Source organism: Litorisediminicola beolgyonensis (assembly GCF_042679605.1).
GTDB classification, from domain to species: domain Bacteria; phylum Pseudomonadota; class Alphaproteobacteria; order Rhodobacterales; family Rhodobacteraceae; genus Litorisediminicola; species Litorisediminicola beolgyonensis.
The window spans coordinates 1-13,434 of sequence record NZ_JBHTMU010000015.1; the positions used below are offsets into that span (position 1 = coordinate 1).

A 13,434-nucleotide genomic window follows, 5' to 3' on the forward strand; every position below is an offset into this window, starting at 1 on the left:
CCAAGGGACCCCGGCGCAGGCGCTGCATCCGCGCGGGCCATTCGGCGCGGGTGACGGCGGCCTCGCAGGCCTCGTCGCCGATCCCCAGGTGACGCAGCGCGGCCAGCGCGGCGCCCGCGTTGTCGATCTGGTGGGGGCCGGGAAGGTTCGGAAGCGGCAGGTCCAGAAGGCCGGTCTCGTCCTGGTAGACCAGCCGCCCGCGCTCTTCCCAGGAATGCCAGTGCTGCCCGCGCGCCAGAAGCGGCGCGCCCAGTTCGGCGGCGCGCGCCTCGATCACGGCGAGCGCGCGCTCGTCCTGCCGGCCGACCACGCAGGGAACCCCGCGCTTGAGGATCCCGGCCTTTTCGAAGGCGATCTTCTCGAGCGTGTCGCCAAGGAAACTTTCGTGATCCATCGCCACGGGCGTGATCACCGTCAGCGCCGGGCGGTCGATCACGTTGGTCGCGTCGAGCCGTCCGCCGAGACCCACTTCGAGAAGCGTGTGATCGGCGGGCGTGCGGGCGAAGGCCAGGAGCGCGGCGCAGGTCGTGATCTCGAAATAGGTGATCGGATCGGCGCCATTGGCGGCATAGGCCTCGTCCAGAAGCGCGGTCAGCGCCTCTTCGGTGATCAGCTCACCGGCGAGCCGGATGCGCTCGTGGAAGCGGACCAGATGCGGCGAGGTATAGACATGGGCGGTCTTGCCCGAGGCTTCGAGCCCGGCGCGGATCATCGCGAGGGTCGAGCCCTTGCCGTTCGTCCCGGCGACATGGATCACCGGCGGCAGGCTGCGCTCGGGGTGGTCGAGCGCGGCCAGGAGCCGATGCACGCGGTCGAGCGTCAGGTCGATGACCTTGGGATGCAGCGCCATCATCCGCGCGAGGATGAGGTCGGAAGTGCGGGCGTCCATGTGGGGCCTGTCCGTGCCGGGTCAGTCGTCGGATTTCGCCGGATCGCTGGTCTCCAGCGTCTCCGGCGCGGGCAGTTCGCCCCAGACCGGCGGCGGCATGCCCATCAGCATGCGCAGGATCACGATCAGCTCTTCGCGCATCTTGCGGCGGTCGGTGACGCGGTCGAGCATCCCGTGCTCGAGCAGGTATTCGGCGCGCTGGAAGCCCTCGGGGAGCTTCTCGCGGATGGTCTGTTCGATCACGCGCGGGCCCGCGAAGCAGATCAGCGCCTGCGGCTCGGCGATATGGACATCACCTAGCATGGCGTAGGACGCGGTGACGCCGCCCGTGGTGGGGTGGGTCAGCACGACGATGTAGGGAAGCTTGTGTTCGCGCAGCATCTGCACCGCGACCGTGGTGCGCGGCATCTGCATCAGCGACAGGATGCCTTCCTGCATGCGGGCGCCGCCCGCGGCCGAGAAAAGCACCAGCGGGCGCTTGAGGCGCACGGCCTCTTCCGCGGCCTTGATGATGGCGTTGCCGACGAACATCCCCATCGAGCCGCCCATGAACGAGAAGTCCTGCGCGGCGGCGACGATGGGCGTCTTGCCGATCTCGCCGGTCGCGACCAGCATCGCCTCGACCTCGCCGGTGTCGCGCTGGGCGGCCTTCATCCGGTCGGGATAGCGCTTCTGATCGCGGAAATGCAGCGGATCGGGCAGGGGCTCGGGGATATCGACGGTCGAGTAGACGCCGCTGTCGAAGAGCGCATGGAAGCGCTGGCGCGGCGTGATCTGCATGTGATGCCCGCAATCGCCGCAGACATTGAGATTGTCGGCCAGTTCGCGGTGGAACAGCATGGTCCCGCAGGACGGGCACTTGGTCCAGAGGTTCTCGGGCACCTCGCGGCGCGAGAAGATCGAGTTGATCCGAGGCCGGACGTAATTGCTGATCCAGTTCATGCGCCGCTTCCGTTGCGATCCTTGGGGCGGATCTAGGCGGCGCAGGCGGGAATTGCAATCGCGCGTGGCGTGCGGCGGCCTCCGGGGTCAGCGGCGGATGGCGACCCGGGCGGCGAGCCAGCCGATCCCCAGAAGCGCGAAATCCACCGGCATCGCGGCGGAGACCGCGTCGACGTCGTCGGCCCCGAAGGGCAGGGTGTAACGCGCGAGGCCCGACATCGGACCGTCGAGCGACACCCAGAGGAGGACGATCGCGTTGTTGGTGAAATGCAGCGCGATGGCCGGGCCGAGCGTGCCCGCGCGCGCCGTGAGATCGGCGGCGGCGAGGCCGAAGGCAAAGGTCCAGGCGACGATGCTGAGCGCGTTGCCGCCATAGGCCGCCGGGGCGAAATGCCCGAGCGCGAAGGCCGCCGACGGCACCAGCATCCAGACGAGGCGGCTTCGGAACCGCGCGGCGAGCTGGCTTTGCAGGTAGCCGCGGAAGAGGATTTCCTCGCTACCGGTCTGGATCAGGATCGCGACGATGGCAAGCGGCAGAAGCCCGAGCCAGCGCCCCATCGGCAGATTCTCCTGCAGCTCCATGTCGCCGAGCCCGTAGACGAAGACCACCACGCCCAGATTGATCGCGCCGGTCCAGAGGAGCACGTTCAGGAACTGCGGCACGAAGGCCGCGCGCGGTCCGAGAAGGCTCCCGAAGCTCCGCGAATGGAGAAGCCGTGCGGCGAGCGCCGCGCCGAGCGCCATGCCGCCCATCGCCATCAGGAGCAGGATCAGCCCCTGCGGGCCTTCTCCGGTGATGAGCGTGGTCAGCGTGTCGGTGCCGCCGAGGATCAGCGCGGTGGTCAGCGCGATCTGGCCGATCAAAAAGGTCGTGGCCACCGCCAGCACGATCCCGAGGCCCAGCCGCCAGAGCTCGGGACGCGACCGCCCCGGGGCGACCAGCGCCTCGTGTGCGGCATAGCGCCGGGGCGCGGGGGCGGAAGGAGCGGGTCCGGACATCGGACGAGAGGTAAGTCATTGGCCGTTCGCCGCAAGCGCAAGCGGCAATGCTTGTGAAGGTTGGGGCGCTTTTGTATGCCGTGGTGCAACGTTTCCCGGGAGGTCCCCCATGCTCAAGCGCCCCTTCGACAAGTCGAAACTGCCCAGCCGCCATGTCACGGAGGGTCCGGCCCGCGCGCCGCACCGTTCGTATTACTACGCGATGGGCATGTCCGAAGACGAGATTCACCAGCCGCTCGTCGGCGTCGCCACCTGCTGGAACGAGGCCGCGCCCTGCAACATCGCGCTGAACCGTCAGGCGCAGGCGGTGAAGCTCGGGGTCAAGGAAGCCTCGGGCACGCCGCGCGAGTTCACCACCATCACCGTGACCGACGGCATCGCGATGGGCCACGAGGGGATGCGCTCCTCGCTCGCCTCGCGCGAGGCCATCGCCGACACGGTCGAGCTGACCATGCGCGGGCATTGCTATGACGCGCTCGTCGGTCTCGCGGGCTGCGACAAGTCGCTGCCGGGGATGATGATGGCGATGGTGCGTCTGAACGTGCCGTCGGTCTTCATCTATGGTGGCTCGATCATGCCGGGCCGGTTCCAGGGCCGCGACGTGACCGTGCAGGACGTCTTCGAGGCCGTGGGCCGTCACCAGGCGGGCCAGAACTCGGACGAGGAGCTCGCCGCGCTCGAGCGCGTCGCCTGCCCCTCGGCGGGGGCCTGCGGCGGCCAGTTCACCGCCAACACCATGGCCTGCGTCTCCGAGGCGATTGGCCTGGCGCTCCTGAACTCCTCGGGTGCGCCCGCGCCCTACGAGAGCCGCGACCAGTACGGCACCGCCTCGGGCATCGCGGTGATGAACCTGCTCGAAAAGCGCATCCGGGCGCGCGACGTGGTCACGCTCAAATCGCTCGAGAACGCGGCGCGGGTCGTGGCCTGCACGGGCGGCTCGACCAATGCGGGCCTGCACCTTCCGGCCATCGCGCATGAGGCGGGGATCGACTTCTTCCTCGACGATGTCTGCGAGATCTTCCGCGACACCCCCTATTTCGTCGATCTGAAGCCCGGCGGGCAGTATGTCGCCAAGGATCTCTACGAGGTCGGCGGCGTTCCGGTGGTGATGAAGGAGCTGCGCAAGGCGGGGCTTCTCCACGAGGACTGCATCACCGCCTCGGGCCGCTCGATGGGCGAGGAGCTCGACCTGATCGAGCGCGAGGCCGACGGCAAGGTGATCTATCCGATCGAGACGCCGATCACCAAGACCGGCGGTGTCGTGGGTCTCAAGGGCAACCTCGCGCCGCAGGGCGCCATCGTGAAGGTTGCGGGCATGAGCCCCGAAGAGCAGGTCTTCTCGGGTCCGGCGCGGGTCTTCGAATGCGAAGAGGATGCCTTCGCCGCGGTGAAGGCGCGCGAATACAAGGAGGGCGAGGTGCTCGTCATCCGCAACGAGGGTCCGGCCGGCGGCCCCGGCATGCGCGAGATGCTGGCGACGACCGCCGCGCTCTCGGGCCAGGGCATGGGCAAGAAGGTGGCGCTGATCACCGATGGCCGCTTCTCCGGCGCGACCCGCGGCTTCTGCGTGGGCCATGTCGGTCCCGAAGCGGCGCAGTGCGGCCCGATCGCGCTTCTCGAGAACGGCGACGTCATCACCATCGACGCCATCAAGGGCGAGATCAGCGTCGACCTGACCGAGGACGAGATGGCCAAGCGCAAGGAGGCCTGGGCCGGTCCGCGCGAGACGATCTATGCCTCGGGCGCGCTTTGGAAATACGCGCAGCTCGTTGGCGAGACCTACAAGGGCGCGGTCACCCATCCCGGGGCGGAGGCCGAGCGCCATGTCTATGCCGATCTTTGATCGCGCAGCCCGCGCGCTCTCAGCGGGCGCCCTGGCGCTGGGCCTCGCGGCCTGCGAAGTCGCGCCCGACGGCACGGTCGCCCCGACGCGCGGCTTCCTCTCGGGTCTTGTCGGGCCCGAGGCCGGGGCCGGGCTCGAGGCCATGTCCGATCCCAATGGCGGCACCGGCGTCGAGCCGCCCGCTGCCGTCGAACTTGCGCGGGGCGACATCGTCGTGGGCGGGCTCGAGGGCTATTGCATCGACCCCCGCTCGCTGCGCACCAGCCGCCAGGGCGCCTTTGCCGCGCTGGGGCCCTGCGCGCGGATCGTCGATGCCGAGGCACCGCCGGTGGTGGAGCCGCTTCTCCTGACGGTCACCGTCGGCCCGCGTCGGCGCGGGATCGACCTGCCGAGCGCCGAGACCTTCGCGCGGCTGACCGGCGCCCCGGCGCGGCCCGCCGAGGCGCCCGAGGGCTTCGTGCTGGTGCGTCTCGACACCGGCGGCGACCAGGCGCTGGAAGACGGCGATCCGCGCCACTGGCGGGGTGTCTTCCAGCAGAACGGCCGGCTCGTGAGCCTCGCGCTCTACGCGCCGCGCGACAGCGTTCTCGCGGGCGACCAGGGCCAGCGGCTGATGATCGAGGTCTACGAGAGCATCTCGACGCTCAGCGACCGGTCGAACGCGGCGGATGCCGCAGGGTCGGGCGGCTGAGGCCTTTGCATGTCCCGTGAGGCGGCGGTCACAGCCCCGCCGCCTCACGGTAATTCCCCGTTTATCGTCAAGCCGTAACATGCCATGATGCGGCAAATGCCGCGCGGGAAGCGCGGCCCCGCCGACAGGCCGGCGGAGGGGTGAGCGGTAGGCGCATGGCAGGGCAGCGACGTCGATTCTGGGACCGTGTGGTTCATCTTGCGGCTTTGCGGCGCTGGCGCGCGGCAGCCGCGGGCATGACCGGTGCCGACCCGGTTGAGCTCCGGCGCCAGCGCAGCGCCGCGCGGGCCCTTCGCGAACCGCTCGACCGCCTGATCCACTTTGCCGATGGCCGTCTGGCGCTGCCGATGATCGGCAGCCAGTCCTTTCCGCGCCCGCATGACGCCGACTGGGCCTGGCGGCCCGAGATCTGGACCGGGCCCCTGGCGCGGCCGGGCCGGTCGACCGTGCCTTCGGGCGAGATGCTGGGCCGCGAGGCGACGCTCTTTCACGACTGCGCCATCTCGGAGCTGACGCTCCGCCAGCTGCGCAACACCCGCGAGGCCGATCTGGCGCCTTATGCGCTCCGGCTCGACGTGTTCCGCTTCGACGGCTCCTACCTGTCGCTCGCGCTCGACCTGCCGGAGCAGGCGGCGCAAGGCCTGAAGCGCCGCCACCTGATCCGGGTTGACGCCATCGTCGAGATGGAGAAGCCGCTCGAGATCTTCCTGCGGCTCAACATCAAGCACGGGCCGAATGTCGAACAGCTGGTCCGCGAGCTGCCGCTGCACGAGGCCGACAGGCGGGTCGAGTTCGACCTCGCCTACACCAAACTCAACGAGAAGCGGATCGAGAAGCTCTGGCTCGACATCATTTTCGAGGGACCGGAGATGAACCAGGTCATCCTGCGCGATCTGACCTTCAGCCGCCGCCCGCGGGCGGAGATCTGAACCGGAGGGACGGGGCGCGCATGGACACTTACACGCTGGAGAAACTCCGCTTCGCCTCGGGCGTCTGGGAAGGGCTGATCCTGGCCGCCGACGCCGAGGCGCGCACGCCGCAGGTTGCGGTGTCGCTCTACGACCGGCCCGTCGATGGGGCGTCGATTTCCGAGACCGACGAGGCCGGGCGCTGGCTTCTCAGGGTGCCGATCCCGCCCGAGATGATCGGCGACGGCGTGCAGACGGTGCTGATCTCCGAGGCCGATAGCGGCGTGACACTCGGCAGCTTCTCGATGATCTCGGGCGAGGCGCTGGGCGACGACCTGCGCGCCGAGGTGGCGCTTCTGCGCGAAGAGCTCGACATGCTCAAACGCGCGTTTCGGCGGCACTGCCTGGAGACGAGCTGACCGGGGCGGGTCGAGACAGGTCAGGTGGGTTGACCTTGTGACGGCCCGGGAGCAGTGTCGCGCCAACCACCACCGGGACCCCTCATGTCGCAGGCCAGCCTCGCCATCCTCCTCAAGCTCGGCTCCGTCGTGCTCTTCGTCGTCATGGCGGCCCTGATCAAGGCGACGGCCACGGATGTCCCGGCGGGCGAGGCGGTGTTCTTCCGATCGTTCTTCGCGCTCTGGGTGATCGTCGCCTGGCTCCTGTGGCGGCGCGAGCTGCGCACCGGCCTCAAGACCCAGGACCCGCTCGGCCATCTCTGGCGCGGGCTGATCGGTGTGACGGCGATGGGGCTTGCCTTCACCGGCCTCGGCTTGCTGCCGCTGCCCGAGGTCACGGCCATCGGCTTCGCCGCGCCGCTCCTCACGGTGATCTTCGGCGCGATCTTCCTGGGCGAAGTGGTGCGCCGGTTCCGCCTGAGCGCGGTGGCGCTCGGGCTCTTGGGCGTGCTCGTGATCCTCTGGCCGCGGCTGACCTTCGACGATCTCGGCACCGGCGCGGCGATGGGGGTGGGCGTCGTGCTTCTGTCCTCGGTTTTCCGGGCGCTGGCGCAGATCCAGATCCGGCGGCTCGCCAAGGTCGAGGAGACCTCGGCCATCGTCTTCTATTTCTCGCTGACCGCGACGGTGTTCTCGCTCGCGACCGTGCCCTTCGGCTGGGTCATGCCCGAGCCCGGGCAGGCGGCGATGCTGATCATCGCGGGGCTCATCGGCGGGGTGGCGCAGATCCTGCTGACCTCGGCCTACAGGTTCGGCGAGGCGGGGCTCTTGGCACCGTTCGACTATGCCTCGATCCTCTTCGCCACGGCCATCGGCTACGTGGTCTTCGGCGACGTGCCGACGGGCTGGATGCTGGTCGGCACGCTGATCGTGATCGCGGCGGGCTGCCTGATCATCTGGCGCGAGCGTCAGCTGGGACTGGAGCGGGGACGGGCGCGGAAGGCGGGCCTCACGCCGCAGGGCTGAGGCCGCTTTCGGGGCCATGCCGGAGCCAGCGATGGGCGAAGGCGAGCTTGGTGCGCACGCCGTCCCTCAGAACGAACGGGTAGAGATCGGGCAGGTCGAGCGCGCGGTTGACATGGTTGACCGCGATCGAGACCGAGATCGCGCGTTCGATCAGCGCATCGGTGTCGCTGTCGGCATAGGCGTCGTAACCCGGTCCGGGCAGGTCCGGCCCGGCGATGGAGACCGCGACGGCGCTGTCCAGAAGATCGACGAGATGCAAAAGATGCGCGACGGTCTCGGCCCAGTCCTCGTGCGGATGGGCGGTGGCGTAGCTCGAGACATGGTCCGAACCGGGCGCGTCCGGATCGGCGTAATGGGCCTTGAGCGCGGCGCCGTAATCCTCGCGCTCGTCGCCGAAGAGCGCGCGGAAGGCGTCGAGGAATTCGGGCTGTTCCGAGAGCCTGACGAAAAGGAAATGTGCGGTCTCGTGGCGGAGATGGCCGAGCATGGTGCGGTAGAGCTCGCCCATGTCCTCCTGCCGCTGCGCGCGGGTCGCCTCGTCGGCTTCGCTGACATTGATGGTGATGAGACCGTCGGCATGGCCCATCGTCACCTGCGCCGCGCCGCTCGCGGTCTCCTCGGACAGCAGGCGGAAGACCGGGCGCGCGCCGGGGTCGCCCGGCGTGAACCAGCCCCAGCGGGCGAGGTTGGCGAACATGCGCCGCTTGACCTGTTCGGTCTCTCTCCAGCGCCCGAGATTTTCCGACGCGCCCAGATCCGGCACTGTCTCGGTGGTCTCGCAGGCGCGGCAGAGCGCGTCGCCCTCGGTGCGCCAGTTGCAGCCGATCCGGTCGCGGTTGGCGCAGGTGTCCGTCGCGGCGATCATGGTCTGCGAGCCGGGATTGAAGACGATCTCGTGCCCGCAGTTGCAGACCGTGTTGTGGAAGTAGAGATCGGCCGCGCAGAGCGGACAGGTGAAGACTTGCATGACGCCTCGAAAAGAAAGGGTGCCGGAGCGAACCGCGCGCGGCGCGCTCCGGTTCCCGTTTCTCAGGCGGCGCGGGCGGCTTTCATCAGCCCCTGCCGCTTCAACTCGGCGTGACATTCGTCGAGGCTGGTCCAGGCGCGCTCGATCAGCGTGTCGATCTCGGCCTCGGAAATGACCAGCGGCGGCGAGATGATCATGCGGTCGCCGACATGGCGCATCACCAGGTCGTTGGCAAAGCAGCGCTCGCGGCAGATATAGCCGACGGTGCCGGATTCGGCCTCGAAGGCGGCGCGGCTGTCCTTGTCCGGCGTCAGCGCGATGGAGCCCATCATGCCGACGATGGTCGCCTCGCCGACGAGCGGATGCTCGGTCAGACCCTTGAACTTCTTCTGCAGGTAGGGACCGGTGCGGTCGCGCACGGCGTCGACGATGCCGTCCTCGTCGAGGATGCGCAGGTTTTCCAGCGCCACGGCGGCGGCCACGGGATGGCCCGAATAGGTGTAGCCGTGGTTGAACTCGGCATCGCCGATCACCTGCGCGATCTCGGAGGACACGATGGAGCCGCCGATGGGCAGGTAGCCCGAGGACAGGCCCTTGGCGATGGTCATGATGTCGGGCTCGATCCCCATGGTCTGGCTGCCGAACCAGTTGCCGGTGCGCCCGAAGCCGCAGATCACCTCGTCGGCGATCAGGAGGATGCCGTATTCCTTCAAGATCCGGCTGATCTCCGGCCAGTAGGTCTCGGGCGGGATGATCACGCCACCGGCGCCCTGCACCGGCTCGGCGATGAAGGCGGCGACGTTCTCGGGGCCGAGCTCGAGGATTTTCTCCTCGAGAAGCCGCGCCCGGGCGAGGCCGAACTCTTCGGGCGACATGTCGCCGCCCTCGGCCCACCAGTTGGGCTGGTCGATATGGTGGATGTCGGGGATCGGCATGCCGCCCTGCGCGTGCATGCCCTTCATGCCACCGAGCGAGCCGGAGCCCACCGACGAGCCGTGATAGGCGTTCCAGCGCGAGATCACCGCCTTTTTCGAGGGCTGACCCTTCAGCTCCCAATAGGTGCGGACCATGCGCAGGTTGGTGTCATTGGCCTCCGAACCCGATCCGGCGAAGAAGACGTGGTTCAGATCGCCGGGCGCCAGCTGCGCCAGCCGCTCCGCGAGCTTGATCGCGGGCAGGTGCGAGGTCTGGAAGAAGGTGTTGTAGAACGGCAGCTCGGACATCTGCCGGGTCGCCGCATCGACAAGCTCCTGCCGGCCGTAGCCGACATTCACGCACCAGAGACCGGCCATGCCGTCGAGGATGCGGTGGCCTTCGCTGTCGGTCAGCCAGACGCCGTCGGCGCGGGTGATGATGCGGGCGCCCTTCTTGCCGAGATCGGCGCCGTGGGTGAAGGGATGCATGTGATGTGCGGCATCGAGCGCCTGCATTTCGGCGGTCGGCATCGAATTGGTGATCTGGGCCATGCGCGCGCCTTTCCTGATTGAGGGGAGGGTTGGCGGAAAAATATGATCAAATTTTTGGAAGGTCAATGGAATCGACGAATTGTGCCTCTGCAAGGCGGCATTGCGCGGCGGCGTCAGGTTTTGGTCAGGCGGATGTCGACGCGCCAGGTGTCAGGCGCGGGGCGCGCCGCCGTCGCTGTCCTGCAGCGCTTCGGCGATCTGCGCCATGCCCTGGGCGACGTCCTCGGCCATCGCGCGGGCGGCCTCTTCGGCATCCTTGCGCGCCATTGCGTCGAGCAGCGCCTTGTGCTGGTCGGGCAGGTTGCGCGTGCCGACCTGTCCGCAAACGACGCGCAGAGAGGGGCCGAAGCGCAGCCAGAGCCCCTCGACGACCGAGGTCAGGATCGGCGCGGCGGCGAGGAGGTTCAGCTCTTCGTGGAAGCTGTGGTTTTCCCGCAGGTAGCCCGCGAGATCGCCGCGCGCGATGGCATGGTCGAGCCGGGCGTCGATCTCGGTCAGGCGGTCGAGATCCTCGGGCGTTGCCCGCGACGTGGCGCAGCGCGCCAGCTCGGGCTCGAGCGCCCCGCGCGCCACGGTCAGCTCCTCGACGGCCGCCGCGTTCAGCACGGGCACGCAGATCCGGCGGTTTCCCTGGAACTCGAGCGCGCCCTCGGCGGTCAGCCGCCGCAGCGCTTCGCGCACTGGCGTCATGCCCGCCGCGAGCGTGACGGTGAGACCCTGAATCGTCACCGGCTGCCCCGGTTCGAGCTCGCCAAAGAGAATCATGTCGCGCAGCCGACGGTAGACCTGCTCATGCGCGGGCAGACCCGCGCCTGCGCCGCTGTCGTCGCGATCTGCCCGAAAATCCATCACTTTCGCGACCATAAGCACCTGTCCTCCCGGCCCGATCGGTCCATCTTGCATGGTCTAGGGCAGCATGGAAACATCTGCCTGTTGCCTCTTGAGACAACATTTGATCAAATTTGGTCAGCAAAGAGCAAGAGGCTCTGTCTGCACCTGGGAGAAGAAGATGACAAAAACGCTGCTCACACTGACCGCCGCCGCCGCGCTCGCGGCTGGCGCCGTTCAGGCGCAGGAAGTGCGCGTCTACAACTGGTCCGACTATATCGACGAGGACCTGCTGACCAAGTTCGAGGAAGAGACCGGAATCGACCTGACCTACGACGTGTTCGATTCGAACGAAGTGCTGGAGACCAAGATGCTCGCCGGCTCCTCGGGCTACGACGTCGTGGTTCCGACCGGCACCTTCCTGCAGCGTCAGATCCAGGCCGGCGCGTTCCAGAAGCTGGACAAGAGCCAGCTGCCCAATATCGAGAACATGTGGTCCGTCGTCACCGACCGCACCGAGGCCTATGACCCGGGCGCGGAGTACTCGATCAACTACATGTGGGGCACCACCGGCATCGGCGTGAACGTCGACAAGGTCAAGGAAGCGCTCGGTGAAGACGTGCCGATGAACTCCTGGGATCTCGTCTTCAAGCCCGAGAACATGGAAAAGCTCGCAGGATGCGGCGTGCATTTCCTCGACGCGCCCGCAGAGATGATCCCCGCGGCGCTGAACTACCTGGGCGAGAACCCCGACAGCCACGATCCCGAGGTGATCGCCCGCGCGATGGAGGTCTACGAGCCGATCCGTCCGCACATCCAGAAGTTCCACTCGTCGGAATACATCAACGCGCTCGCCAACGGCGACATCTGCGTGGCCGTCGGCTGGTCCGGCGACATCCTTCAGGCGCGCGACCGCGCGGTCGAGGCCGATAACGGCGTGACCGTGGAATACGTGATCCCGACCGAAGGTGCGCAGATGTGGTTCGACCAGATGGCGATTCCGGTCGACGCACCGAACCCCGAGCAGGCGCACGCGTTCCTGAACTTCATCATGGATGCCCAGAACATGGCGGCGGCGTCGAACTACGTCTACTACGCCAATGGCAACAAGGCGTCGCAGGAGTTCCTGAACGAGGACGTCATCGGCGACCCGGCGATCTACCCGGATCAGGAGACGCTCGACAATCTCTTCACCACCACGCCCTACCCGCCGCGCGTTCAGCGCGACGTGACCCGGCTCTGGACCGAGATCAAATCGGGCGTCTGATCGCCTGATCCTCGCGGCCCGCACCACCACGGTGCGGGCCGCTTCGTATGTGACCATCCCCCCGGACGAGCGGAGACGCGCCCCATGAACCAGAAGGTCTTTGCCCCCTGGGACGACCCGAACGAAGAGCCCCTGATCCAGTTCAAGGGCGTGACCAAGCGGTTCGGCGATTTCACCGCCATCGACGACCTGACGCTCGATATCTACGCGAAGGAGTTCTTCGCGCTGCTCGGGCCGTCGGGCTGCGGCAAGACCACGATGATGCGGATGCTCGCGGGGTTCGAGACCATCACCGAGGGCAAGATCCTGCTCTCGGGGCAGGACATGGCGCCGGTGCCGCCGAACAAGCGGGCGGTGAACATGATGTTCCAGAGCTACGCGCTGTTTCCGCACCTGTCGGTCTGGGAGAACATCGCCTTCGGCCTGAAGCGCGAGGGCAAGCCCAAGGACGAGATCGAGGCCCGCGTCGACGAGATGCTGCGGCTGACCCGTCTGAAGAAATTCGAAAAGCGCAAGCCGCACCAGATCTCCGGCGGCCAGCGTCAGCGCGTGGCGCTGGCGCGCAGCCTCGCCAAGGCGCCGAAGCTCCTGCTTCTCGACGAGCCCCTGGGCGCGCTCGACAAGAAGCTGCGCGAGGAGACGCAGTTCGAGCTGATGGACATCCAGGAATCGACCGGGACCACCTTCGTCATCGTGACCCATGACCAGGAAGAGGCCATGACCGTGGCCTCGCGCGTCGCGGTGATGGACGAGGGACGGCTCGTGCAGGTCGACACGCCGGATCGCATCTACGAGGCGCCGAACTCGGTCTATGTCGCGGATTTCATCGGCGACGTGAACATCGTCGACGGCCGGGCCGAGCCCGAGGGCGAGCAGATCAAGCTGCACTGGGCCGAGGGCCAGCCGCCGATCACCGGCACGCCGTCCCAGCCGCTCACAGGGGCCGAGCGGGTGCATTTCGCCATCCGCCCCGAGAAGGTCGCCATCGCCAAGGAGCGGCCCGAGGGGCGCAACAACGTGCTCGAGGGCGAGGTGATCGACATCGGCTATCTCGGCAACATCTCGACCTATCACGTGCGGCTCGCCAACGGGCAGATCTTCAAGGCGCAGACCGCCAACACGCGCCGTCTCGCCAATCGCGGCATCACCTGGGAGGACAAGGTCTACCTGAGCTTCACGGACACCGCCGGTGTCCTCCTGGAGCGCTGAG

At 67.9% G+C, this 13,434-nt stretch carries 13 protein-coding genes; 7 read left to right on the plus strand and 6 right to left on the minus strand.

All coding sequences use genetic code 11. The annotated features are described in order from the left end of the window. The 3 genes from ACFQ4E_RS09880 to ACFQ4E_RS09890 all read right to left on the minus strand — a co-directional run. Positions 1 to 889 (minus strand): bifunctional folylpolyglutamate synthase/dihydrofolate synthase (locus ACFQ4E_RS09880; RefSeq protein ID WP_386803067.1); only part of this gene is annotated, 889 nt, incomplete at its 3' end. Positions 890 to 910: 21 nt separating this feature from the next. Beyond that, positions 911 to 1,831 (minus strand): acetyl-CoA carboxylase, carboxyltransferase subunit beta, encoded by a 921-nt coding sequence (gene accD / locus ACFQ4E_RS09885; RefSeq protein ID WP_386803069.1) that lies wholly within the window; start codon positions 1,829 to 1,831, stop codon positions 911 to 913. 87 nt (positions 1,832 to 1,918) lie between these two features. After that, a complete protein-coding gene (locus ACFQ4E_RS09890) occupies positions 1,919 to 2,830 on the minus strand; it encodes a CPBP family intramembrane glutamic endopeptidase (RefSeq protein WP_386803071.1) in 912 nt (303 codons plus the stop codon). 109 nt (positions 2,831 to 2,939) lie between these two features. Between ACFQ4E_RS09890 and ilvD the strand changes: the two genes are divergently transcribed. From ilvD to ACFQ4E_RS09915, 5 genes are all read left to right on the plus strand, one after another. Further along, positions 2,940 to 4,673, plus strand: coding sequence for a dihydroxy-acid dehydratase (gene ilvD, locus ACFQ4E_RS09895; RefSeq protein ID WP_386803073.1), 1,734 nt, complete (start codon positions 2,940 to 2,942; stop codon positions 4,671 to 4,673). After that, the gene (locus ACFQ4E_RS09900) at positions 4,654 to 5,364 is read left to right on the plus strand and encodes a dihydroxy-acid dehydratase (protein WP_386803075.1); all 711 of its coding nucleotides are present in this window, start codon (positions 4,654 to 4,656) and stop codon (positions 5,362 to 5,364) included. The genes ilvD and ACFQ4E_RS09900 overlap by 20 nt, the downstream gene beginning before the upstream one ends. A gap of 155 nt (positions 5,365 to 5,519) precedes the next feature. Next, complete coding sequence (locus ACFQ4E_RS09905; RefSeq protein WP_386803077.1) at positions 5,520 to 6,293, plus strand: DUF6478 family protein; 774 nt, start codon at positions 5,520 to 5,522, stop codon at positions 6,291 to 6,293. A gap of 20 nt (positions 6,294 to 6,313) precedes the next feature. Next, positions 6,314 to 6,691 (plus strand): hypothetical protein, encoded by a 378-nt coding sequence (locus tag ACFQ4E_RS09910; protein WP_386803079.1) that lies wholly within the window; start codon positions 6,314 to 6,316, stop codon positions 6,689 to 6,691. A gap of 84 nt (positions 6,692 to 6,775) precedes the next feature. Beyond that, positions 6,776 to 7,696 (plus strand): DMT family transporter, encoded by a 921-nt coding sequence (locus tag ACFQ4E_RS09915; RefSeq protein ID WP_386803081.1) that lies wholly within the window; start codon positions 6,776 to 6,778, stop codon positions 7,694 to 7,696. On the opposite strand, the gene ACFQ4E_RS09920 is transcribed toward ACFQ4E_RS09915, so the two are convergent. The 3 genes from ACFQ4E_RS09920 to ACFQ4E_RS09930 form a co-directional block, all read right to left on the minus strand. Next, a complete protein-coding gene (locus ACFQ4E_RS09920) occupies positions 7,680 to 8,663 on the minus strand; it encodes a zinc-binding metallopeptidase family protein (RefSeq protein ID WP_386803082.1) in 984 nt (327 codons plus the stop codon). The two genes, ACFQ4E_RS09915 and ACFQ4E_RS09920, sit on opposite strands and share 17 nt — an antisense overlap. A 62-nt stretch (positions 8,664 to 8,725) precedes the next feature. After that, a complete protein-coding gene (locus ACFQ4E_RS09925; protein WP_386803084.1) occupies positions 8,726 to 10,129 on the minus strand; it encodes an aspartate aminotransferase family protein in 1,404 nt (467 codons plus the stop codon). Between the two features lie 150 nt (positions 10,130 to 10,279). Beyond that, on the minus strand, positions 10,280 to 10,993 hold the full coding sequence (locus ACFQ4E_RS09930; RefSeq protein WP_386803086.1) for a GntR family transcriptional regulator: 714 nt from the start codon (positions 10,991 to 10,993) through the stop codon (positions 10,280 to 10,282). A gap of 145 nt (positions 10,994 to 11,138) precedes the next feature. Between ACFQ4E_RS09930 and ACFQ4E_RS09935 the strand changes: the two genes are divergently transcribed. Next, the gene (locus ACFQ4E_RS09935; protein ID WP_386803088.1) at positions 11,139 to 12,224 is read left to right on the plus strand and encodes a polyamine ABC transporter substrate-binding protein; all 1,086 of its coding nucleotides are present in this window, start codon (positions 11,139 to 11,141) and stop codon (positions 12,222 to 12,224) included. Positions 12,225 to 12,308: 84 nt separating this feature from the next. Continuing rightward, a complete protein-coding gene (locus ACFQ4E_RS09940) occupies positions 12,309 to 13,433 on the plus strand; it encodes an ABC transporter ATP-binding protein (RefSeq protein WP_386803090.1) in 1,125 nt (374 codons plus the stop codon). Position 13,434 lies beyond the last annotated feature (1 nt).

What these genes read in the sequence shown, in the direction of transcription:
- accD (WP_386803069.1), bottom strand. Translation starts at nt 1,831, where the DNA reads ATGAACTGGATCAGCAATTACGTCCGGCCTCGGATCAACTCGATCTTC.
- ACFQ4E_RS09890 (WP_386803071.1), bottom strand. Translation starts at nt 2,830, where the DNA reads ATGTCCGGACCCGCTCCTTCCGCCCCCGCGCCCCGGCGCTATGCCGCA.
- ilvD (WP_386803073.1), top strand. Translation starts at nt 2,940, where the DNA reads ATGCTCAAGCGCCCCTTCGACAAGTCGAAACTGCCCAGCCGCCATGTC.
- ACFQ4E_RS09900 (WP_386803075.1), top strand. Translation starts at nt 4,654, where the DNA reads ATGTCTATGCCGATCTTTGATCGCGCAGCCCGCGCGCTCTCAGCGGGC.
- ACFQ4E_RS09905 (WP_386803077.1), top strand. Translation starts at nt 5,520, where the DNA reads ATGGCAGGGCAGCGACGTCGATTCTGGGACCGTGTGGTTCATCTTGCG.
- ACFQ4E_RS09910 (WP_386803079.1), top strand. Translation starts at nt 6,314, where the DNA reads ATGGACACTTACACGCTGGAGAAACTCCGCTTCGCCTCGGGCGTCTGG.
- ACFQ4E_RS09915 (WP_386803081.1), top strand. Translation starts at nt 6,776, where the DNA reads ATGTCGCAGGCCAGCCTCGCCATCCTCCTCAAGCTCGGCTCCGTCGTG.
- ACFQ4E_RS09920 (WP_386803082.1), bottom strand. Translation starts at nt 8,663, where the DNA reads ATGCAAGTCTTCACCTGTCCGCTCTGCGCGGCCGATCTCTACTTCCAC.
- ACFQ4E_RS09925 (WP_386803084.1), bottom strand. Translation starts at nt 10,129, where the DNA reads ATGGCCCAGATCACCAATTCGATGCCGACCGCCGAAATGCAGGCGCTC.
- ACFQ4E_RS09930 (WP_386803086.1), bottom strand. Translation starts at nt 10,993, where the DNA reads ATGGTCGCGAAAGTGATGGATTTTCGGGCAGATCGCGACGACAGCGGC.
- ACFQ4E_RS09935 (WP_386803088.1), top strand. Translation starts at nt 11,139, where the DNA reads ATGACAAAAACGCTGCTCACACTGACCGCCGCCGCCGCGCTCGCGGCT.
- ACFQ4E_RS09940 (WP_386803090.1), top strand. Translation starts at nt 12,309, where the DNA reads ATGAACCAGAAGGTCTTTGCCCCCTGGGACGACCCGAACGAAGAGCCC.